The sequence below is a fragment of the Streptomyces sp. NPDC058326 genome (assembly GCF_042879855.1).
Taxonomy (GTDB): Bacteria; Actinomycetota; Actinomycetes; order Streptomycetales; family Streptomycetaceae; genus Streptomyces.
The window spans coordinates 88925-109764 of sequence record NZ_JBHVZO010000003.1 but is presented as its reverse complement, the minus strand read 5'-3'; the positions used below and the strand labels follow the sequence as shown (position 1 = coordinate 109764).

18 protein-coding genes are annotated in these 20840 nt (G+C 71.6%); 11 read left to right on the top strand and 7 right to left on the bottom strand.

Going from position 1 to position 20840, the window contains the following annotated elements:
* Positions 1 to 5 precede the first annotated feature (5 nt).
* Positions 6 to 1391: a metallophosphoesterase gene (locus ACFVYX_RS06060; RefSeq protein WP_389680139.1), complete on the bottom strand. Its 1386-nt coding sequence runs from the start codon at positions 1389 to 1391 to the stop codon at positions 6 to 8.
* 271 nt (positions 1392 to 1662) lie between these two features.
* Positions 1663 to 2769, bottom strand: a complete 1107-nt coding sequence (locus ACFVYX_RS06055; RefSeq protein WP_389680138.1) for a LacI family DNA-binding transcriptional regulator — start codon at positions 2767 to 2769, stop codon at positions 1663 to 1665.
* 392 nt (positions 2770 to 3161) lie between these two features.
* Between ACFVYX_RS06055 and hisC the strand changes: the two genes are divergently transcribed.
* From hisC to ACFVYX_RS06030, 5 genes are all read left to right on the top strand, one after another.
* Positions 3162 to 4259 carry a histidinol-phosphate transaminase gene (hisC, locus tag ACFVYX_RS06050; RefSeq protein WP_389680137.1) on the top strand — a complete coding sequence of 366 codons (1098 nt, stop codon included), beginning with the start codon at positions 3162 to 3164 and terminating at the stop codon, positions 4257 to 4259.
* 248 nt (positions 4260 to 4507) lie between these two features.
* Positions 4508 to 6016, top strand: a complete 1509-nt coding sequence (locus ACFVYX_RS06045) for a cytochrome ubiquinol oxidase subunit I (RefSeq protein ID WP_389680136.1) — start codon at positions 4508 to 4510, stop codon at positions 6014 to 6016.
* Between the two features lie 18 nt (positions 6017 to 6034).
* Positions 6035 to 7036 carry a cytochrome d ubiquinol oxidase subunit II gene (cydB, locus tag ACFVYX_RS06040; protein WP_389680135.1) on the top strand — a complete coding sequence of 334 codons (1002 nt, stop codon included), beginning with the start codon at positions 6035 to 6037 and terminating at the stop codon, positions 7034 to 7036.
* 53 nt (positions 7037 to 7089) lie between these two features.
* The gene (gene cydD, locus ACFVYX_RS06035; RefSeq protein WP_389680134.1) at positions 7090 to 10707 is read left to right on the top strand and encodes a thiol reductant ABC exporter subunit CydD; all 3618 of its coding nucleotides are present in this window, start codon (positions 7090 to 7092) and stop codon (positions 10705 to 10707) included.
* A gap of 20 nt (positions 10708 to 10727) precedes the next feature.
* Positions 10728 to 12503, top strand: coding sequence for a GAF domain-containing protein (locus ACFVYX_RS06030; protein ID WP_389680133.1), 1776 nt, complete (start codon positions 10728 to 10730; stop codon positions 12501 to 12503).
* Here ACFVYX_RS06030 and ACFVYX_RS06025 read toward each other — a convergent pair.
* The gene (locus ACFVYX_RS06025; protein ID WP_389680132.1) at positions 12484 to 13356 is read right to left on the bottom strand and encodes a Cof-type HAD-IIB family hydrolase; all 873 of its coding nucleotides are present in this window, start codon (positions 13354 to 13356) and stop codon (positions 12484 to 12486) included. The genes ACFVYX_RS06030 and ACFVYX_RS06025 overlap by 20 nt on opposite strands.
* Before the next feature lie 273 nt (positions 13357 to 13629).
* Between ACFVYX_RS06025 and ACFVYX_RS06020 the strand changes: the two genes are divergently transcribed.
* Positions 13630 to 14202, top strand: a complete 573-nt coding sequence (locus ACFVYX_RS06020) for a DUF6083 domain-containing protein (RefSeq protein WP_389680131.1) — start codon at positions 13630 to 13632, stop codon at positions 14200 to 14202.
* Between the two features lie 29 nt (positions 14203 to 14231).
* Here ACFVYX_RS06020 and ACFVYX_RS06015 read toward each other — a convergent pair whose 3' ends face one another.
* Both ACFVYX_RS06015 and ACFVYX_RS06010 read right to left on the bottom strand, forming a co-directional pair.
* Positions 14232 to 14372 (bottom strand): hypothetical protein, encoded by a 141-nt coding sequence (locus tag ACFVYX_RS06015; protein WP_389680130.1) that lies wholly within the window; start codon positions 14370 to 14372, stop codon positions 14232 to 14234.
* A 131-nt stretch (positions 14373 to 14503) separates the two neighbouring features.
* Positions 14504 to 14779 carry a hypothetical protein gene (locus tag ACFVYX_RS06010; RefSeq protein WP_389680129.1) on the bottom strand — a complete coding sequence of 92 codons (276 nt, stop codon included), beginning with the start codon at positions 14777 to 14779 and terminating at the stop codon, positions 14504 to 14506.
* Between the two features lie 201 nt (positions 14780 to 14980).
* Here ACFVYX_RS06010 and ACFVYX_RS06005 point away from each other — a divergent pair, with 201 nt between their 5' ends.
* The 3 genes from ACFVYX_RS06005 (at position 14981) to ACFVYX_RS05995 (ending at position 17068) form a co-directional block, all read left to right on the top strand.
* A complete protein-coding gene (locus tag ACFVYX_RS06005) occupies positions 14981 to 15976 on the top strand; it encodes a helix-turn-helix domain-containing protein (RefSeq protein WP_389680128.1) in 996 nt (331 codons plus the stop codon).
* A gap of 265 nt (positions 15977 to 16241) precedes the next feature.
* Positions 16242 to 16859, top strand: a complete 618-nt coding sequence (locus ACFVYX_RS06000) for a response regulator transcription factor (protein ID WP_389680127.1) — start codon at positions 16242 to 16244, stop codon at positions 16857 to 16859.
* The gene (locus ACFVYX_RS05995; protein ID WP_389680126.1) at positions 16856 to 17068 is read left to right on the top strand and encodes an MbtH family protein; all 213 of its coding nucleotides are present in this window, start codon (positions 16856 to 16858) and stop codon (positions 17066 to 17068) included. Before ACFVYX_RS06000 ends, ACFVYX_RS05995 begins: the two co-directional genes overlap by 4 nt.
* On the opposite strand, the gene ACFVYX_RS05990 is transcribed toward ACFVYX_RS05995, so the two are convergent.
* Both ACFVYX_RS05990 and ACFVYX_RS05985 read right to left on the bottom strand, forming a co-directional pair.
* Positions 17028 to 17804: a 4'-phosphopantetheinyl transferase family protein gene (locus ACFVYX_RS05990; protein WP_389680125.1), complete on the bottom strand. Its 777-nt coding sequence runs from the start codon at positions 17802 to 17804 to the stop codon at positions 17028 to 17030. The genes ACFVYX_RS05995 and ACFVYX_RS05990 overlap by 41 nt on opposite strands.
* Positions 17794 to 18066 (bottom strand): phosphopantetheine-binding protein, encoded by a 273-nt coding sequence (locus ACFVYX_RS05985; RefSeq protein WP_389680123.1) that lies wholly within the window; start codon positions 18064 to 18066, stop codon positions 17794 to 17796. Before ACFVYX_RS05985 ends, ACFVYX_RS05990 begins: the two co-directional genes overlap by 11 nt.
* Positions 18067 to 18331: 265 nt before the next feature.
* Between ACFVYX_RS05985 and ACFVYX_RS05980 the strand changes: the two genes are divergently transcribed.
* Both ACFVYX_RS05980 and glyA read left to right on the top strand, forming a co-directional pair.
* Positions 18332 to 19204 (top strand): TauD/TfdA family dioxygenase, encoded by an 873-nt coding sequence (locus ACFVYX_RS05980; RefSeq protein WP_389680122.1) that lies wholly within the window; start codon positions 18332 to 18334, stop codon positions 19202 to 19204.
* 167 nt (positions 19205 to 19371) lie between these two features.
* Positions 19372 to 20739, top strand: a complete 1368-nt coding sequence (glyA, locus tag ACFVYX_RS05975; protein WP_389680121.1) for a serine hydroxymethyltransferase — start codon at positions 19372 to 19374, stop codon at positions 20737 to 20739.
* The last annotated feature ends 101 nt before the right edge of the window (positions 20740 to 20840 follow it).

Sequence of the window (20840 nt, the reverse complement as noted above, 5' to 3'; positions counted from 1 at the left end):
ATGCCTCAGCGGTCCAGGGGGAGTTGGACGACCAGCAGCTTTCCGGCCATGGTCACTCCGCCGTCCATGGCGATCGCCAGACCGTCCGCGTACACATGCGGTCCGTCGACGACCGGGCCCGCGCTGTCCTCGCCTTCCTCCGTGCCGACCTGGCCGAGGAGGTAGGGGATCGGGCTGTGGCCGTGGACGATCCGGTGGCCTCCGTAGGTGGAGAGCAGCTCCTGGACGGCCTGCGGACCGCCTTCGTCGCGGAAGGCGAAGCGCTTGGTGAACTTGCGGAAGACGTCCCAGACCTCGTCGGCGTCGTTCCGGTTGAGGATCTCGTGGACCGTGTCGTTGACGTCCTCGATGGTCTCGCCGTATTCGAGGTACGCGGTGGTGTCGGAGTGCAGGAGGAGGTGGTCGTCCTCGCGCACCACGGCGTCGAGCCGGGACATCCACTGGAGGTGGACGTCCTGGAGCCGGTCCATGTCGTGCTTCTGACCGCCGTTGAGCAGCCAGGCGGCCTGGAAGGTGGCGGTGCCCGCGCCGGAGTTCACCGGCGTGTCGCCGAAGCGCTTGGCGCCGATGAGCAGCAGCTCGTGGTTGCCCATCAGGGCCTTGCAGTAGCCGCCGGCGGCGGCCGCCTCGGCGGAGAGCCGCATGACGAGGTCGATGACGCCGATGCCGTCGGGGCCGCGGTCGGTGAAGTCGCCGAGGAACCAGAGGCGGGCGTTGCCGGCGGCCCAGCCGCCGTTCTCGTCGATGAGGCCCTGGGCGCGCAGAGCGGCGACGAGCTCGTCGAGGTAGCCGTGGACGTCGCCGACGACGTAGAGCGGGCCGGGGCCCTCGCCGCTCGCGGGGGCGGGCTCGGCGGCGGTGGCGGGCTCGGTGGCGACCGGGACCTGGACGGTGTCACCGCGCTTGATGACCGGGAGGTCGCGCTCGGTCGGGGTGTACCCGTCGGGCATCGCGCCCTCGGGGTAGGCGTTGCCGGGGTGGCCGGTGGCGACGGAGACGATGGAGGAACCGGCCGCGGCGGGGTACGCGGGGGCGGCACGGCGTCCCAGGTGGAGGGTCGGATCGGCGGGCATGGGCGCGGTGGGCGTCGGCGTGGTGGACACGGCCGAGGGCCCGGTGGGCGCGGGCGCTGCCTGCGGCGGTGCCGGTGCGGCGGCAGGCGCCGGGGCGGTCCGCGGGGGTGCGGACGGTGCGGGCGGTGGGGTCGCCGGCGCGGCCTGCGGGGGTGCGGGCGCGGCGGGGTTCTCGGCCGGTGGGGACACCGGCAGAGGCTCCGCGGCCGTCGGTTCGGTGGCATGGCCCTGTACGGGCACCCGGGCGTACGGCGGTACGCGGAAGTCACGCAATGTCGCCGTGCGCACCACGGGCTCCTGCCCGGCCCCCTGAGTCATGGACCCCTCCACCACGGTCGCGATGCCCTGCACATCGCGGACCGGCCTGGTCGGGGAGGTCCGCGGTGTCGTGCGCCCATCATAGGAATGAGGTTCCTCCTGTGTGACGCACCAGGGGTGGTGAATCCGGGTCCACTCCGGGTTCACCGGTTGTTTCGCCCGAATTGAGAAGGTCGAATCCAGGGTTGTGGCCGGTTCGGTGGCCGGTTTCGCCGTCCCCGCCCACGGGCAGGGGCGGGGACGGCGGACGCGGTGAGGCGATGGGACGGAGTCAGTCCTTCGCGGGTGAGCGCGGCGGGCTGACCGTCGTACGGGGGGGCCGGCGCTGCGATGAGGTGCGGACGATGAGTTCGGTCGGTATCACCTGCTCGACCGGTCCGTCGGTGTCGTTCCCCTCGATGGCGTCGATGAGGAGTTGGACGACGGCCGTGCCGATGCGGCGTGGCTTGAGCGAGAGCGTCGTGATGGGCGGTTCGGTGGTGGCGTAGACGGTCGACTCGCTGCAGCAGACGAGCAGCAGGTCGTCGGGGACGCGCAGTCCGTAGCGGCGGGCGGCCGCCAGGAGGTCCGTCCCGTTGGGGTCGAAGAGGCCGTAGACGGCGTCGGGCCGGTCGGGTCGGGCGAGCAGCCGGTCGGCCGCGACGGCGCCCGCGCACGGGTCGTGCGCCGGATAGGCCTCGTAGACGGGGTCCTGGCCGACCCGCTCGCACCAGTTGAGGTACGCGGTGGTGGACAGGCGGGTGTAGGTGTCGGTGGTGGTTCCGGTGAGGAGTCCGATGCGGCGGGCGCCGGCGTCGGCGAGGTGGTCGAGCAGGTCGAGGACGGCGGCTTCGTGGTCGTTGTCGACCCAGGCGGTGACCGGAAGGGTGCCGGCGGGGCGTCCGTCGGAGACGACGGGCAGGCCCTGGCGGACCAGTTCGGTGACGACCGGGTCGTGGTCGGAGGGGTCGATGACGACGGTGCCGTCGAGGGCGACGTTCGACCAGACGTCATGGCGGGAGGTGGCGGGGAGGATGACCAGGGCGTAGCCCCGGGCGAGCGCCGCCGATGTGGCTGCTCTGGCCATCTCCGCGAAGTACGCGAATTCGGTGAAGGTGAAAGGTTCATCCCCGTACGTGGTCACGGTCAGGCCGATGAGTCCCGACTTCCCGGTGCGGAGCGTGCGGGCCGCCGCGGACGGGCGGTAGCCCAGCCGGTCGGCGACTTCGCGCACGTGCCGGCGGGTGGCGTCGGGGAGTCTGCCCTTGCCGTTGAGCGCGTCGGAGACAGTCGTGATGGAGACCCCGGCGGCGGCGGCCACGTCCCGGATGCCCGCCCGGCCCTGCCGGCTTCCCCGGGTCTGTGCCCGGCTCACCTGGTGCTTCCCTGCTGCTGTCATGGCGAGCCGATAGTAGGGCGATGGGAGGTGGTGGAGACGGTCGCATATGCAGGCGTTGACAGGCACGTTTCTGCATGGTCGATAGGAGTCAAGAGGCAGTGAATCGAAGGTAGTTGGGGTCTTTTACATGAGACCTATGGTTGTTGAACGGTGTCGGCCTGGCGTGAGGGCGAGGTCTCGAAGAGGTCTCAACTCACCTCTACGGGGGATGCGCGCCACGGCGCTCGCCACCGGCGCACGCCACCCTGGCGCGCGCTCCCCCCTCGGCGGGCCGCTTCGGGAGGCTGTGTCCACAGCGTGTCCCTCCTGTTGTCCACAGCCCATTCGCACGGGAGGCGAATCCTCTTAAGGTGAGGAGTATTGGCGGTACGGACGGTCGAGGAGGCCACACAGTGAGCGAGACCAGCGGGACGAGTACGGGCGGCCCGAAGCTGCGCGCCGAGCTGGACGGCGTTCCCACCTACAAGCCGGGCAGGCCGGCGGCCGCGGGTGGTCCCGTGGCCTTCAAGCTGTCCTCCAACGAGAATCCGTACCCGCCGCTGCCGGGGGTCATGGAGAGCACGCTGGCCGCCGCGTCGAACTTCAACCGCTACCCCGACATGGCCTGCACCGGGCTGATGGAGGAGCTGGCCGACCGCTTCGGCGTGCCCGTCTCGCACCTGGCCACGGGGACCGGCTCGGTCGGCGTCGCCCAGTCGCTGCTCCAGGCGACCTCGGGCCCCGGTGACGAGGTCATCTACGCCTGGCGGTCCTTCGAGGCGTACCCGATCATCACGCAGATCAGCGGGGCCACCTCGGTGCAGGTGCCGCTGACCGAGGGGGAGGTGCACGACCTCGACGCGATGGCCGAGGCGATCACCGACCGGACCCGGCTGATCTTCGTCTGCAACCCCAACAACCCCACGGGCACCGCGGTGCGCAGGGCCGAGCTGGAGCGCTTCCTCGACCGGGTGCCCTCCGACGTCCTCGTGGTGATCGACGAGGCGTACCGCGAGTTCGTCCGCGACACGGAGATTCCGGACGGCATCGAGCTGTACCGGGACCGGCCGAACGTCGCCGTCCTGCGGACCTTCTCCAAGGCGTACGGCCTGGCGGGTCTGCGGGTCGGCTTCGCGGTCGCCCACGAGCCGGTGGCGGCCGCGCTGCGCAAGACGGCGGTGCCGTTCGGGGTGAGCCAGCTGGCGCAGGACGCGGCGGTGGCCTCGCTGCGGGCCGAGGACGAGCTGCTCGGCCGGGTCGGCTCGCTGGTGGCCGAGCGCGAGCGGGTCCACGCGGGGCTCGTGGCCCAGGGCTGGACCGTCCCCGACACGCAGGCGAACTTCGTCTGGCTGCGGCTGGGCGAGCGGACGGCCGACTTCGCGGCGGAGTGCGAGCGGCACGGTGTGATGGTCCGGCCCTTCGCGGGCGAGGGCGTGCGCGTGACGATCGGCGAGACCGAGGCGAACGACCTGTTCCTGAAGGCGGCGGAAGGCTTCCGCAAGGAGAGCTGACCGGCTGCCCCACCTGCTGGACCAGGCCCCCGCGAGCGCTCCGCTCGTGGGGGCTTTCGCCTGTACATGCCCTGGTATGCGGCCTTGTCCGGATCGAGGGGACCCCGGTTGACGATACGGATTTCGTATGAGCCATAATAGCTTGTGAATGTGAACGCGTTCACAAGCTCTTCTGTTTCCTCCCGTTATGGGTGGGATCGGGAGGGTGGACTGCCGATGTGATCGCGGCGATGTAAGGAGACAACGACGTGGACCTCGCTCTGGCGCCAGAGACGTTGGCGCGCTGGCAGTTCGGCATCACCACCGTCTACCACTTCCTCTTCGTCCCCCTGACGATCTCCCTCGCCGCGCTCACCGCCGGGCTGCAGACCGCCTGGGTGCGGACGGAGAACGAGAAGTACCTCAGGGCGACGAAGTTCTGGGGCAAGCTGTTCCTGATCAACATCGCCATGGGTGTCGTCACCGGCATCGTGCAGGAGTTCCAGTTCGGCATGAACTGGTCCGACTACTCCCGGTTCGTCGGAGACATCTTCGGCGCGCCGCTGGCCTTCGAGGCGCTCATCGCCTTCTTCTTCGAGTCGACCTTCGTGGGTCTGTGGATCTTCGGCTGGGACAAGCTCCCGAAGAAGATCCACCTCGGCTGCATATGGATGGTGTCGATCGGCACCATCCTCTCCGCGTACTTCATCCTCGCGGCCAACTCCTGGATGCAGCACCCGGTGGGCTACCGCATCAACGAGGAGCGCGGCCGGGCGGAGCTCACCGACTTCTGGCAGGTGCTCACCCAGAACACCGCGCTCACCCAGTTCTTCCACACCATGACGGCCGCCTTCCTGGTCGGCGGCGCGTTCATGGTCGGCATCTCCGCCTTCCACCTGGCCCGCAAGAAGCACATCCCGGTGATGCGGACCTCGCTGCGGCTGGGCCTGATCACCCTGGTCATCGCCGGACTCGGCACCGCCATCAGCGGGGACATGCTCGGCAAGGTCATGTTCAAGCAGCAGCCGATGAAGATGGCCGCCGCCGAGGCGCTCTGGGACGGCGAGGCGCCCGCACCCTTCTCGATCTTCGCCTACGGCGATGTCGAGAAGGGGCACAACAAGGTCGCCGTCGAGATCCCCGGTCTGCTGTCCTTCCTCGCGAACGACGACTTCACCTCGTACGTCCCCGGCATCAACGACATCAACAAGGCCGAGCAGGAGAAGTTCGGCCCCGGCGACTACCGGCCCAACATCCCCGTCGCCTACTGGGGATTCCGCTGGATGATCGGCTTCGGCATGGCCTCGCTGACGATCGGCATGATCGGCCTCTGGCTGACCCGGCGGAAGTTCATGCTGGCGCCGGGGATGCGGACCGGTGAGGACGAGGTGCCGAACCTGGTCCTGTTCAGGCGGAAGGCACTCAGCCCCCGCCTCGGCAAGTGGTATTGGATCATCGCCCTCTGGACCATGGCGTTCCCGCTCATCGCCAACGCCTGGGGCTGGATCTTCACCGAGATGGGCCGTCAGCCCTGGGTCGTCTACGGCGTGCTGCGCACCCGGGACGCGGTCTCCCCCGGCACCACGACGGCTGAGGTGCTCACCTCGATGACCGTCTTCACGGCGCTCTACGCCGTCCTCGCCGTGATCGAGGTCAAGCTCCTCGTGAAGTACATCAAGGCGGGACCGCCGGAGCTCACCGAGGACGACCTCAACCCGCCCACCAAGATCGGCGGGGACTCTCGTGACCCCGACCGTCCCATGGCCTTCTCGTACTGAGGCTGAGGAGATCGAGGCATGGAACTCCACGACGTCTGGTTCGTACTCATCGCCGTCCTCTGGATCGGCTACTTCTTCCTGGAGGGTTTCGACTTCGGGATCGGAGTCCTGACCAAGCTGCTCGCCCGCGACCGGGTCGAGAAGCGGGTCCTCATCAACACCATCGGACCCGTCTGGGACGGCAACGAGGTGTGGCTGCTCACCGCCGGCGGGGCGACCTTCGCCGCGTTCCCCGAGTGGTACGCGACGCTCTTCTCCGGCTTCTACCTGCCGCTGCTGATCATTCTGGTCTGTCTGATCATCCGGGGCGTCGCCTTCGAGTACCGGGCGAAGCGGCCCGAGGAGAACTGGCAGCGCAACTGGGAACAGGCCATCTTCTGGACCTCGCTGATCCCCGCCTTCCTCTGGGGCGTGGCCTTCGGCAACATCGTCCGGGGCGTGAAGATCGACGCGGACATGGAGTACGTCGGCGGCTTCTGGGAGCTGCTCAACCCGTACGCGCTCCTCGGCGGCCTGGTCACACTGACCCTCTTCACCTTCCACGGCGCGGTCTTCGCCTCGCTCAAGACGATCGGTGACATCCGTACGCGGGCCCGGGCGCTCGCGCTCAAGCTGGGCCTGGTCACGGCGGTTCTCGCGTCGGTCTTCCTGGGCTGGACGCAGCTCGACACGGGGAACGGGTGGAGCCTCGCGGCGATGCTGGTCGCCGTGGTGGCCCTGATCGGTGCGATCGGCGCCATCACGGTGGGGCGTGAGGGCTGGTCGTTCGCCCTCTCGGGCATCACCATCGCCGCCGCCGTGGGGATGCTCTTCCTCGGGCTCTTCCCGGACGTCATGCCGTCCTCCCTCAACCCGGGGTGGAGCCTTACCGTGACGAACGCGTCGTCGAGCCCGTACACGCTCAAGATCATGACCTGGTGCGCGGCGATCGCGACCCCGCTGGTGCTGCTCTACCAGAGCTGGACCTACTGGGTCTTCCGCAAGCGGCTCGGTACGCAGCACATCGCCGACGCCCACTAGGAGATGTCCGGCGCCGACCCGCCGGACCTCCTGGCCGGCCCTTCACAGGGAGCATGTTTCACGTGAAACCGATCGATCCGCGTCTGCTCCGGTACGCCAGGGCCACCCGTGTCTTCCTGCTCGCGGTGGTGTTCCTCGGCCTCGTCGGGGCGGCGCTGGTCATCGCCCAGGCGATGCTGATCGCCGAGATCGTGGTGGGGTCCTTCCAGCAGGGCCGGGCGGTCTCCGAACTGACCGGCGCCCTGCTGCTGCTCGCGGGCGTCGCGGTGGCGCGCGGGCTGGTCTCCTGGCTGACCGAGCTCGCCGCCCATCGGGCGAGCGCGGCGGTCAAGTCCGAACTCCGCGGCCGGCTGCTCGACCACGCGGCCGCGCTGGGGCCGGGCTGGCTGAGTGGCCAGCGGGCCGGTTCGCTGATCGCCCTCGCGACGCGGGGAGTGGACGCCCTCGACGACTACTTCGCCCGCTATCTGCCCCAGCTGGGTCTCGCGGTCGTCGTACCGGTGGCGGTCCTGGCCCGGATCGTCACCGAGGACTGGGTCTCGGCGGCGATCATCGTCGTCACCCTGCCGCTCATCCCGGTCTTCATGATCCTCATCGGCTGGTACACCCAGGCCCGGATGGACCGGCAGTGGAAGCTGCTCTCCCGGCTCTCCGGCCACTTCCTCGACGTGGTGGCCGGGCTTCCGACCCTCAAGATCTTCGGCCGGGCGAAGGCCCAGGCCGAGTCGATCCGCGCGATCACCTCGGAGTACCGCCGGGCGACGATGCGCACGCTGCGGATCGCCTTCCTCTCCTCCTTCGCCCTGGAGCTCCTCGCGACACTGTCGGTCGCGCTTGTCGCGGTCACCATCGGCATGCGGCTCGTCCACGGCGACCTCGATCTGTACATCGGGCTCGTCATCCTGATCCTCGCGCCCGAGGCGTATCTGCCGTTGCGGCAGGTGGGAGCGCAGTTCCACGCGGCGGCGGAGGGGCTCGCGGCGGCGGAGGAGATCTTCGACGTCCTGGAGCAGCCGGTACGGGAGGGGGGCACGGGTGCCGTCCCGGACTCCGTCCGGCTTGAGCTGGAAAGGGTGACGGTACGTCACGCCGGGCGCGCCGAACCCTCGCTCGACGCGGCCACGCTGACGGTCGAGCCGGGGGAGACGGTGGCCCTGGTCGGGCCGAGCGGCGCGGGGAAGTCGACGCTGCTCGATGTCGTGCTCGGGTTCGCCGTCCCTGAGGAGGGCGGCTCGGTGCGGGTCGGGGGCGCCGACCTGGGGTCGCTCGACCTGGAGGAGTGGCGGAACCGGATCGCCTGGGTGCCGCAGCGGCCGTACCTCTTCGCGGGGACGATCGCCGAGAACGTCCGCCTCGCCCGCCCGGACGCCTCCGACGAGGCGGTACGGGAGGCTCTGCGGGACGCCGGGGCGGACGGGTTCGTCGCGGGGCTCCCGCAGGGGTTCGACACGCTGCTCGGCGAAGACGGTGCCGGGCTCTCGGCCGGGCAGCGGCAGCGCCTCGCGCTGGCCCGGGCGTTCCTGGCCGACCGGCCGCTGCTGCTGCTCGACGAGCCGACGGCGGCGCTGGACGGGGCGACGGAGGCGGGGGTGGTGGACGCGGTCCGTCGCCTCGCGGCGGGGCGGACGGTGCTGCTGGTCGTGCACCGGCCGGCGCTGCTGGCTGTCGCGGACCGGGTGGTGTCGCTGGCGCCCCCGGTGGGTGCGGACTCGCTTTCGAAGGGAGCCACAGCCGTGGGGGCGCCGCGGGGCGAGGGCGCTGTCGTGGCGGAGGCGGTCGGGGTGGACCAAGGCGCGGGGGGCGCCGGGTCCGGCTCGGGACAGATGCCCACGACCGGTGCGGACGGCCTGCCCACGACCGGTGTGGACGGCGCAGCCCCCACCCGTGGGTCCGTGCTGGGGCGGGTGCGGGACATGGCCGGGGAGCTCAAGGGGCGGATGGGGCTTGCGCTGTTGCTCGGGAGCCTTGCCCTCGGTTCCGCCGTCGGGCTCATGGCCGTGTCCGGCTGGCTCATCTCCCGCGCCTCCGAACAGCCGCCCGTGCTGCATCTGATGGTGGCCGTCACCGCCACGCGCGCCTTCGGTATCGGGCGGGCCGTGTTCCGGTACGCCGAGCGGCTCGTCGCGCACGACGCCGTCCTCCGGATGCTCGCCGAACTCCGGGTCTCCGTCTACGGACGGCTCGAGCGGATCGCCCCCGCCGGGCTCCGCCGCACCCATCGCGGCGACCTGCTCGCCCGGCTTGTGCAGGACGTCGACGCCCTCCAGGACTACTGGCTCCGCTGGCTGCTCCCCGCGGGCGCCGCGCTCCTCGTGGGCGTCGCGTCCGCCGGGTTCACCGCCTGGCTGCTGCCCGAGGCCGGCGCGGTGCTCGCCGTGGGCCTCCTTGTCGCGGGTGTCCTCGTCCCCCTGGCCGCCGGGGCGCTCGCCCGCCGGGCCGAACAGCGGCTCGCTCCCGCGCGGGGCGCCCTGGCGACCGCCGTGGCCGACCTGCTCCGCGGCTGCGCCGAACTGACGGTGGCCGGGGCCCTGCGGAGCCGTGTCGAACGGGCCCGGACCGCCGACCGTGCCCTCACCGGCATCGCCTCCCGGCAGGCCGCCGCCACCGCGCTCGGGTCCGGGCTCTCCGCCCTGGTGTGCGGGCTCACGGTGGTGGCCGCCGCGGTCGTCGGCGTCCAGGCCGTACGGGACGGGCGGCTCGACGGGGTGGCCCTTGCCGTGGTCGTGCTGACCCCGCTCGCCGCCTTCGAGGCCGTCACGGGACTGCCGCTCGCCGTGCAGTACCGGCAGCGCGTGAAGCACAGTGCCGAGCGGGTCTTCGAGGTGCTCGACGCCCCCGTCCCCGTACACGAGCCGGCCGCACCCGGGACTCCCCCGGCGAGTCCGTTCCCGCTGGAACTGGACGGGCTCTCGGCCCGGCACGCCGGCCAGGAACGGGCGGCGCTCGCCGACTTCCGGCTCACCCTGGAGGCCGGGCGCCGGGTCGCCGTGGTCGGCGCCTCCGGCTCCGGCAAGACCACGCTCGCCCAGGTGCTGCTCCGCTTCCTGGACGTGGAGAACGGCACGTACCGCCTCGGCGGCGTGCCCGCCCGGGAGCTGGACGGCGACGCGGTCCGGCGGCTCGTCGGCCTCTGCGCGCAGGACGCGCACCTCTTCGACAGCTCCGTCCGCGAGAACCTGCGGCTCGCCCGCACCGGGGCGAGTGACGAGGAGCTGCGCGAGGCGCTGCGCAGGGCCCGGCTGCTCGACTGGGTGGACGGCCTTCCCGACGGGCTCGGCACCCTCGTGGGCGAGCACGGCTCCCGGCTCTCCGGCGGGCAGCGGCAGCGCCTGGCGCTGGCCCGCGCGCTCCTCGCCGACTTCCCCGTCCTCGTCCTCGACGAGCCGGCCGAACACCTGGACCTGGCCACCGCCGACGCGCTCACCGACGACCTGCTCCGGGCCACCGAGGGCCGTACGACCCTCCTCATCACCCACCGTCTGCACGGTCTCGACGCCGTCGACGAGGTGCTCGTCCTGGACGAGGGGCGGACCGTGCAGCGCGGCCCGTACGCGGAACTGGCCGAGGCGGAAGGGCCGCTGCGCCGGATGCTGGAGCGGGAGCAGGAGACCGATCTGCTCGCCACCTCCGCGGTGGCCGGCACGGGCAGGCCGACTTTTCTCGCCAAATAGGACTTACTAGGCTCAGGTCCATGACCGCCGCAGCGTCCGACGCCCCGGACCCCCTGGAGGCCGCCGCGCAGGCCGCCCGCAGCCTCCAGGGGCTGTCCACCGAGCTCACCGCCCGCGTGCCGCAGCTTCTGGAGGCCATGCGCTCGGTCGGTACCGGGCTCGAACTCCACTCCACCCTCGACCGCATCTGTGAGACCGCCGCCGAACTCGCCGACGCCCGTTACGCGGCGATCGGCGTCGTCGACGAGGAGGGCGAAGGCCTGTCGGACTTCGTCACCTTCGGCGTCGACGAGGACCTGGCCCGCCGGATCGGGCGCCGCCCCGACGGCCGCGCCGGACTGCTCGGCGCGCTGATCCGCGAGCCCGAGACGATCCGGCTCGCCGATCTGTCCACAGACCCGCGCTCGGCGGGCTTCCCGGCCGGGCATCCCCCGATGGCGAGCTTCCTCGGCGTCCCCATCCGGGTCCAGGGCGAGATCTTCGGCAATCTGTACCTCGCGGAGAAGCGCGGCGGCGGTGAGTTCAACGACAACGACGCGCACATGGTCCGGGTGCTTGCCACCGAGGCCGGCATCGCCATCGGCAACGCCCGGCTGTACGAGGCCGCCCGGCAGCGCGAGCGGTGGATCGACGGCTCCGTCGCCGTCACCACCGCGCTGCTCTCCGGCGGTGACGCGGACGACGCCCTCACGGTCGTCGCCGAGCAGGCCCGCCGGCTCGCCGACGCGGACGCGGGCATCGTGCTGCTGCCCGCCGAGGACGGCGGCCTGGAGATCGTCGCCGTCTCCTCGCCGCGGCCCACCAAGTCACTGGGCGTGGTGATCCCGCCGGAGAGCGCCGTGGTGCGGCGGCTCCTGGACGGCGAGGCGGTCTTCGTGGCGGACGCGTCGAAGGACCCGCGCATGAGCAGCCGGCTGACCTCCCCGTACGGGCCGAGCATGATGCTGCCGCTGCAGAGCGGCGGCCGGGTGCTCGGCGCGCTCGTCACGCCCCGGGCGCGGGGGGCCCGCCCGTTCACGGAGGCGGAGCGGACGCTCGCCACCCAGTTCGCCTCGCAGGCGGCGCTCGCCCTGATGATGGCCGAGGCGCAGCGGGACCGGGAGCGCCTCGCCGTGTACGAGGACCGCGACCGCATCGCCCGTGACCTGCACGATCTGGTGATCCAGCGGCTCTTCGCCACCGGCATGATGCTGGAGAGCGCCCAGCGCAGGTCGATCGTGCCGGCCGTGCGCGACGGCGTCGGGAAGGCGGTCGACGAGCTCGACGTGACCATCCAGGAGATCCGAACGGCGATCTTCGCACTCCAGCAGGGACCCGCCGAGGCGCCCTCGGGGCTGCGCACCCGCGTCCTGCGGGAGATCAACATGGCCGCCGTGCCGCTCGGCTTCAAGCCCGCGCACCGCTTCGTCGGCGCGATCGACTCGACGGTCGGCGACCTCACCGGCAAGAACCTCATCGCCGCGCTGCGCGAGGCGCTCTCCAACGCGTTCCGGCACGCGGAGGCGAGCCGGATCGAGGTCGTGGTCGACGCCGGTGTCACCTTGCCCGACGGCTCGGCGGGGGTACGGCTCTCGGTCGCGGACGACGGCATCGGCATCCCGGCGGGCGGCCGCCGCAGCGGCCTGCGCAACCTGGCGCGACGGGCGGAGTCACTGGGCGGCGCGAGCTGGTGCGGACCGGGCGTCGGGGACGGCGGAGGCGGCACGACGGTGGTCTGGGAGGCCCCGCTCCAGGGAGGGGGCGCGCGCTCCGCGGAGGCCTCGCTCCCGACAGCGCCTAGCGGGGGTGCTCCGTGAGGGCTCGTACCTCCGTGAGCAGCTGCTCGATGACGGCGGCCACGCCGTCCTCGTTGTTGGAGACCGTACGGCCGGAGGCGGCGGCGGTCACGTCGGGGTGGGCGTTGCCCATCGCGTATGAGCGGCCCGCCCAGCTCAGCATCTCGATGTCGTTGGGCATGTCGCCGAAGGCCACGACCTCGGCGGCCGTGATCCCGCGCTCGGCGCAGCACAGGGCGAGCGTGGAGGCCTTGGAGACGCCGAGCGCGCTGATCTCGATGAGGGCGGTCGGGCTCGACCGGGTGAACGAGGCGCGCTCCCCGGCGGCCGCCCTCGCCGTCGCCAGGAACACGTCGGGGTCGAGCTCCGGGTGCTGGGCCAGCAGTTTGAGCACGGGGGCCGCGGCGCCGGGCGTCTCCTCGAAGAGGAGCTTCTCGGCGGTGGCGACGGTCGCGCCCGGGTCGAGGTGGAACGGCGGGTAGTGCGGCTCGTAGTGGATGCCGGTGGTGAGCTCGACCGCGAACGAGGTCCCGGGGGTCGCGGCGCGCAGCGCACGGACGACGTCGAGGGCGATGGCCCGCTCCAGCGGATGGACCTCGAGGAAGGTGCCTCCCGCGTGGAGGTCGACGACCGCGGCGCCGTTGGCGCAGATCGCGAGGCCGTGGCCGTGGACGTGGTCGCTGACGACGTCCATCCAGCGGGCCGGGCGGCCCGTGACGAAGAAGACCTCGATCCCGGCCCGCTCGGCCGCCGCGAGGGCGGCCACCGTGCGCTCGGAGACGGACTTGTCGTCGCGCAGCAGCGTGCCGTCGAGGTCGGTGGCGATCAGCCGGGGCACCGGGGCGGAAGTGCGCGGGGCACGGGGAGAGGTCACCGCACCATTCTTCCGCACCGAACGCACGGGCGTGCGGGGAGCCGCACATATGAGTGCTTCGGTGAGAGTTCCGGGAGCCGTCGGCCGTCCCGCCGGGGGTGACGCGCCACGGCCGGACGGGTACGCCTGGACGTGGCCGTAAACGTCCGTTCGTTTTCGGGGCCGAAAGGGAAGGTCCCTGAGAGCTGATGGGTCTCAAGGGGGCGGGGCATGGGCTCGGGCCGGCGAAGTGATGAGTGCGATTCCTGCGGCGCGCCGTACGCGGCGTGGGTCGTGAGCCTCGGCATGGCCCTCTGCCCGCGGTGCGAGGGGACGGGGGCGGTCCTTCCCACCCGGGACCCGGTGCTGGTGGGCGACGTTCTCGCCGGCCTTGTCGACGCGGCGACGCTCGCGGTCCGTCCCGGCCGGCTCGTACCCGACGCGCGCTCGGGACGTCTCGTACCGGAGGCACGCCGGTCAGGACACCTCGTACCGGACGCGCGGGGCAGTGGTCTCGTGCCGGAGCCGCGCCCCGGTCACGTCCTGCCGGAGGCCGTGGCTCCCGGTGGTGCGGCCTGCGGCCGGTGCGGGGCCCCTGCCCAGTGGCACCGGACGGTGCGCGGGCGGTGGATCATGATCGAGCCCGGCGAGCTGACGACCCGGGCCGTCCCCGCCGGCAGCCGCTGGCGCGTCGCGGGCGACGGGACCGCGGTCGACCTGGGGTCCGCCGTGCCGTCCGACACCTGCCGGGTCAGCCACTTCGACGTCTGCGCGGCGAATCCGGAACCGGTCGGTTCCCCCGTCCTGCTCGCGCTCTGGCGGGGCCACGTCCGGCGGTTCGCCGTACACCGGGAGGCCCGCGCCTGACGGCGCCGGGGCCGGCGGCCCTCCACGCGTCAGCCCCAGATCATGTCGTCCGGCGCGGGGCCGCTCACGACGGAGTCCATGGTGTCGGCGGAGGCGGCGAGGGCCGGGGTCATGAGAGCGAGGGCCGTGAGGAGAACCGCAGCCCAGCGGGTGGATCGAAAGCGCAGCACCGGATGAATCCCTTCCGAAGTCCGTGAGTTGTTCCTTCTGTGCGACAAAGCTTCGCCAAGCGGAAACACCTTCGGAAGAGAGATCCGGTGGACGGAACGGGCCCTGGACCGAAGAGGTCAGCGGGCGCCTCTCAGGGTTCGGACCACTGACCGTCGAGGCCGTACGGGGCAAGCAGGGGCGCCTCGGAACGGCCGACCCGCCACCCCGGCAGCGGGCCCGTCTCGGCCACCGCGCGCCCGCACAGCCTCGCCGCCGTCTCCTCCGCTTCGAAGAGGCGGTCAGCGAGCAGGTAGACGCCCACGGTCACCCCGTGGCCCGGGTGGGGGTGGATGACCACATGTTCCACGCCGTCGCCGGGGTGCGCCAGGGAGCGCAGGAGATCCCCGAGGTTCTGAGGGATGCACAAGCCCGCCTTCCTGTTAAGGAGTTCGGTGTGAACGAGATACACATGTCGCAGTTTCCCAAAAGGGCGAACACGGGAGAAGAGCACCAGAAGTCCCATTCCGGCAATGGCCGGTACAGTCCACGTCACCTTCTATAGAAAACGCGCCACACGTGTGATGATGTGGCCTGTCTTTACTGCGAGAGCTCCGGGGGGAGACGCACCGTGCTCAAGTCGCTTGGTCTCGATTCCATTGCCGAGGCCGTATACCGGGGCCTTCTCGCCCAGCCGCGTGACGGTGTGGCGGAACTCGCCGAGCGACTGGGACTCGCACCGGAGCAGGTCCGCGGAGCACTGGACACCCTGAGCGAACTGGCCCTGCTGCGCCCCTCCTACGACCGGGAGGGCGAGCTGTGGCCCGTATCGCCCGAGGTCGGGCTCCAGATGCTGATGGCACGGCAGCAGGCCGAGCTCGCGGCGCACCAGAAACAGCTGGAGGACTCACGGGCGGCCGCGGCCCGGCTGATCGCGGAGTACGCCGAGGCGCAGCCGGCCGACACCCGCTCGAACAGTGAGCGGCTGACCGGGATCGACCAGATCCGCGACCGGCTCGCGGCACTCACCCGGGACACGCGGGAGGAGGTCATGACCTTCGCCCCGGACGGACCCCAGCTGCCGGAGCACATCGAGGCCGCGAAGCCACTCAACCGCGAGCTGCTCGAACGCGGTGTCCGGATGCGGACGGTCTACCTCAACAGCGCCAGCAACAGCCCGCACACCCTCCAGTACGTGAGCTGGCTGTCCAAGCTGGGCGGCGAGGTGCGGACGGTGCCGACGCTGCCGACCCGGATGATCGTCGTCGACCGCAAGGCCGCCGTCATCCCCGTGAACAGCGACAACAGCGCGGAGGGTGCCGTGGTGCTCACCGGGCACGGCACGCTGACCGCGCTGTGCGCGCTGTTCGACAGCGTGTGGAGCGGCGCGCGGCCGCTGAACGAGGAGAGCAGGGCCGACGACCAGGGGCTCACCGACCAGCAGTCCATGGTCGTGGTCCTGCTGGCCGAGGGCCACACCGACGAGACGATCGCCAAGCGGCTGGGGGTGTCGCCGCGTACCGCCCGGCGCCTTGCCTCCGAGCTGATGACCCGGCTCGGGGCGCGGAGCCGGTTCGAGGCGGGCGTGCGAGCCGTGCAGAACGGCTGGCTCTCGGACAACCGCTGAGCCGTCCTCCGCGACGCCCGCGCGTCCGGACGCCCCGCTTCTGGAAGACCGGCCGCCCCCTGTGCGGGGCGGTCGGTTCGGCATGCCGCCGTACCCCCGTGACCCGTGCCACGTCTCGGTGGAGCCGTACCGGCGCCGTCTGATGTCCCCTTCTGTCCAGGGCCCCAACGGGCCAGCGGAGTCGTCTTCCCGCCCGTGCGGCCTTCGGGGAGATTGGCGCCGTACAGCCGGAGCGGACCGGAACCAGCGAAGACGGGGAGTCGACATGACGCGTGCCGGGATCTTCGTCCGGAACCAGCTCGCGCTGCTGGGCATCCGCCATCTGCTCGAAGCGGAGGACGACATCCACGTCGCGTTCGCCACGAGCACCCCCTTCGCGGTGGCCGCCGGCACCGTCGACTGCCTGGTCCTCGACCGGGGCCTGCTCGACGAACTGCCGGAGCCTCCGCGGGGGACGGCCGGAGTGCCCGCCGCCCGGACAGTCCTGCTGACAGCCGAGAGGACAGCCGAGCGGAGCGCCGAGCGGACCGCCGGTGAGACGCATCCGTTCGACGACGCGCCGCTGCTCCTCGTGGACGCCATCCGGCGCGTGGCCGGTCCCGGACCGGCTCCGGCCGGTGCCGGCACCGCCGCACGCCAGGGTGTCGCCACGCTCTCCCCGCGGGAGCGCGAGGTGCTCAGGCATCTCGTCGAGGGCTGCACCCACGACCAGGCGGCCCGGAGGATCGGCATCAGTCAGCACACGGTCGACACGTACGTGAAGCGCATCCGCTCCAAGCTCGGCGCGCACAACAAGGCACAGCTGGTCCGTGCCGCCCTCACCGCCCCGCGCGGCCCGTCCGCGCCCCTCGAACCCAGACAACGACAGCAGGTGGAGACATGACGTCCGAAGGCATCGGCACCCAGCTCGTGGTCCGCAATCACGAACTGCAGTACTCGCTCTGGCCCGCCGACCGCGAGCCGCCGGCCGGCTGGGAGCCGGACGGGTTCCGCGGCGACCGGCAGCAGTGCCTCGACCACATCGAGCAGGTGTGGACGGACATGAGGCCGCTCAGCGCCCGGTCCCCGGAGTCCGCGGCGGCCCCGCGCTGAAGGCGGCGGCCGAGGGACGGCTCCGGGAGTACGCGGTGAACACCGGCGCCCCGCCGCCGATCACCGCGACAGCGGCCGCGCAGCCACCGCCGGCCTCCAGGTCGGCCAGGACGAAGTCCTCGGCCGGCCTGGCCGCCGGGCCTCCGAGGAACAGCACCCGCGGCTCCTCGTCCGGGGCCGACACCCCGATCTCGGACAGCGGCACCCGAAGCCCCAGACCCGTCGCCTTGAGCACCGCCTCCTTCCGGGTCCACATCCGGTGGAAGCCGCTCGCGGTGGCGTGGGCGGGGGTGCGGGGTTCCAGCGGCCCGATGACATGGGGGAGCAGTTCGGCGGGGGAGACCGCCGTGCTGATCTCCTCCACGTCGATCCCGACGGCACCGGCCCGGGTGACGGCGACGCCCACCCGGTCGCCCGAGTGGGAGACCGACACCTGGAGCCCGGTGCCCGGCAGTTCGGGCTTGCCGTGGTTCCGTGAGCAGTCGGGGCAGCGGGCGACGACCTCGATGTGACGGGGCGGCAGGCCGAGGTAGCCGGCCGCGGCGGTACGGAGCAGGGCCCGGCCGGCGATGAACCGCCGGCGGTCCTCCGTCCTGCGCAGCTGGGGGATCCGCTCCTGTTCGACCCCGTCGAGCAGGGCGAGGCAGTCGTCGGTGACGGTGGCCGGATCGGTCCACCAGATGTGGCAGTCGGCGGGCCCGAGCACCGGTACGGCCGGGGGCGCGTCAAGCAGCACGTGCGCTCCCCGTGGTCGAGGGCAGGGCTTTCGTGACGCGCTCCACCATGGCTCCGAAGGAGGCGTCGACGGCCAGGTCGCTGCTTCTCACCTCGACGCCGAAGACGTCGGCGGCCCGTGCGGTGACCTGGACCGCGAGCAGGGAGCGGCCGCCCACGGCGAAGAAGTCCGTGCCGTCCTCGACGTGGTCCACGGCGAGGGCCTCGCACCAGATCTCCGCCAGCCGGCCACGTACGGCGCCGAGCCCGAGGTCATCCTTCACCGCATTGCCTTCCACTGCCGGACGGGGGAGGGACCGCATGTACCGGTCGGCCTCCCATGTTCGCGGCGGGACGGTCCGAACACACGCCCCCGAAAGCCGTGACACCTGTTTAGGGGACATTGAACTGTCCACCCCTTGGACGGAATTGCACGCCTCCGGCATTGACCGGATCCGTCCAGCGTCCCGATATTGCCCGCCGACTTGACGCCCCTCTAACGTCGCCGTCGTGATCGAAAGTCAGGGCCTCTCCTCACAAGGAATTCTCATGGCGAATACCCCCTTCAAAACCGCTCCCCTTTCCGATCACCACGGTCTGGTGATCGAGAGCGCGGACCTTCCCCTCGCCGAACTTCCGCACGCCGAGATCGCCGAGCTCTTCAAGGAGCACGGCACGCTGATGTTCCGTGGCTTCGGGGCCACCGCCGACGATTTCCGCGCCCTGGTGCAGAAGTTCTCGTCGAAGCTCTTCTTCCACCAGAACCCCAACCGCGAGACGATTTCCGACGACGGCGCCGTGCTCCTTGTCGACGCGCACCGGAATCCCATTCCGGCGCACTCCGAGATGAGCTACTGCCCGCTCCACCCGGGCCTCCAGTGGTTCTACTGCGTGCGGCCGGCCGACGAGGACGGTGAGACGACGGTCTACGACGGAGTCGAGGCGTACAAGCGGCTCGCCACGGAGACCCGCGAGCTGTTCGACAGGCTCCGGCTGACCTGGCGCCTTCCGTTCCCGACCGCCCCCGAGCACCAGGAGCGCGTGTTCGGCACGGCCGACCGCGCGGAGCTCGAAGCGCTGTTCGCCACGTTCGACGACTTCGCGTACGACTTCGACGACGCCGGGAACCTCAACTGGAAGTGGACCGTGTCCGCAGTCCCGCGGGCGCCCTATGTGGACGCGCCCACGCTGTGCAACAGCTACCTGGGCTCCGGCGCGCTCGTGTCCTTCGAGGACGGGTCGACCATTCCGCAGCACGTCCGCTGGGACGCGCTCGACGCCACCGAGCAGGTGCGGGTCGACCTCCAGTGGGAGGCCGGCGACATCGTCATGATCGACAACAAGCGCGTGATGCACGGCCGGCGCGGCTTCGAGGACCCGGACCGCAAGGTCGCGGCGATGCTCTCGACGCCGAACTTCTGACCGGCCGCACCCCCTCGGCTCCGGCCCCCGCACCCCCTCGGCTCCGGCCCCCGCACTCCCCCGCCCGCACCGCGGCCCCCGCGCCCGAAGCACCTCCCCGAACCTGTCGCCCCGCCCCCGTACCCCCCACCTGTCGACCGCCGCTCTCACAGTTTGGACGCGACTCCATGACCCACGCCGTCGGTCTGCCCACGCTCACCGCTCCGACCGCTCCGCTGTCGTCCTTCTACGAAAACGCCCTGCACTCCATGGAGCTCGGGGACCCGGCCCTGTACGGGCTGCTCGACGACGAGCTCCGCCGGCAGAGCGAGACCCTCGCCCTGGTCGCCTCGTGCAGCCCGGTGACGCCCGCGGCTCTGCTCGCCGAGGGCAGCTTCTTCGCGAACGTCACGGCCGAGGGCTACCCGGGCCGCAGGTTCCACGCCGGCTGTGTGAACGTCGACAAGGTCGAGGAGCTCGCGGTCGAGCGCGCCAAGCAGGCCTTCGGCGCCCGCTACGCCAACGTCCAGCCCCACTCGGCGAGCACCGCCAACCAGGTCGTCATGAACTCCCTGCTGAAGCCGGGTGACCCGATCCTGGGGCTCGACCTGGACGCGGGCGGCCACCTCAGCCACGGCGCCTCGGTCAACATCTCGGGCCGGATCTTCGACGCGCACAGCTACGGCCTCGGGGCCGACGGTCTGATCGACTACGCGGAGGTCCGGGCCCAGGCCCTGCGCCACCGGCCGCGTCTGATCGTCGCGGGCACCACGGCCTACCCGCGCACGCTCGACTGGGCCGCGTTCCGCGCCATCGCCGACGAGGTGGGGGCGTACCTCCTCGCCGACATCACCCACATCGCCGGCCTGGTGGTGGCCGGGCTCCACCCGTCGCCGCTGGCCCACGCCCATGTGGTGACCACCTGCACGCACAAGCAGCTCTACGGTCCGCGCGGCGGTCTGATCCTGCTCGGCGACTCGGCCGACCTGGTCCTCCCGACCGGACGCACGCTCCGGCAGACGCTGCAGAGCGGTCTCTTCCCGCTGATCCAGGGCGCGCCCGTGGTGAACAGCATCGCCGCCAAGGCGTACGCCCTCGGGGCCGCGACCACCCCGGAGTTCACGGCCAGGATCCACCGGGTGCGTGACCTCGCGGCCGGGCTCGCCGAGCAGCTCTCGGGCCGCGGGGTGCGGCTCATCTCCGGCGGCACCGACAACCACATCGTGGTGGCCGACGTCCTCGCCTCGTACGGCGTCACGGGTGTCAACGCCGAGAAGGCGTTGGAGCAGTGCGGTGTTCTCGTCAACAAGAACCGGATCGTCGGCGACTCGCACTCCGCGATGGTGACCTCGGGCGTGCGTTTCGGCAGCAACAGCATGGCGGCCCGCGGTTTCGACCTCGGTGACGTCGCGGAGGTCGCGGACCTCGTCCACGAGGTGCTGACCGCCACGGAGAACACGTCGAACACCACGTACGCGCTCGATCCCGCGCTGCGGGCACGCGTCCAGGAGCGGATCCGCGCGATCTGCCACCGCCGGCCGGTCGCCGGCTACTGACCGCGGTTCCCCGGCGGGCCGGCACTCCCATGCCGCCGGCCCGCCCCGCCGTGTGCCCTCAGGCACCCCCGTCCGGGCCCCAGAACTCCACGCCGATGCGA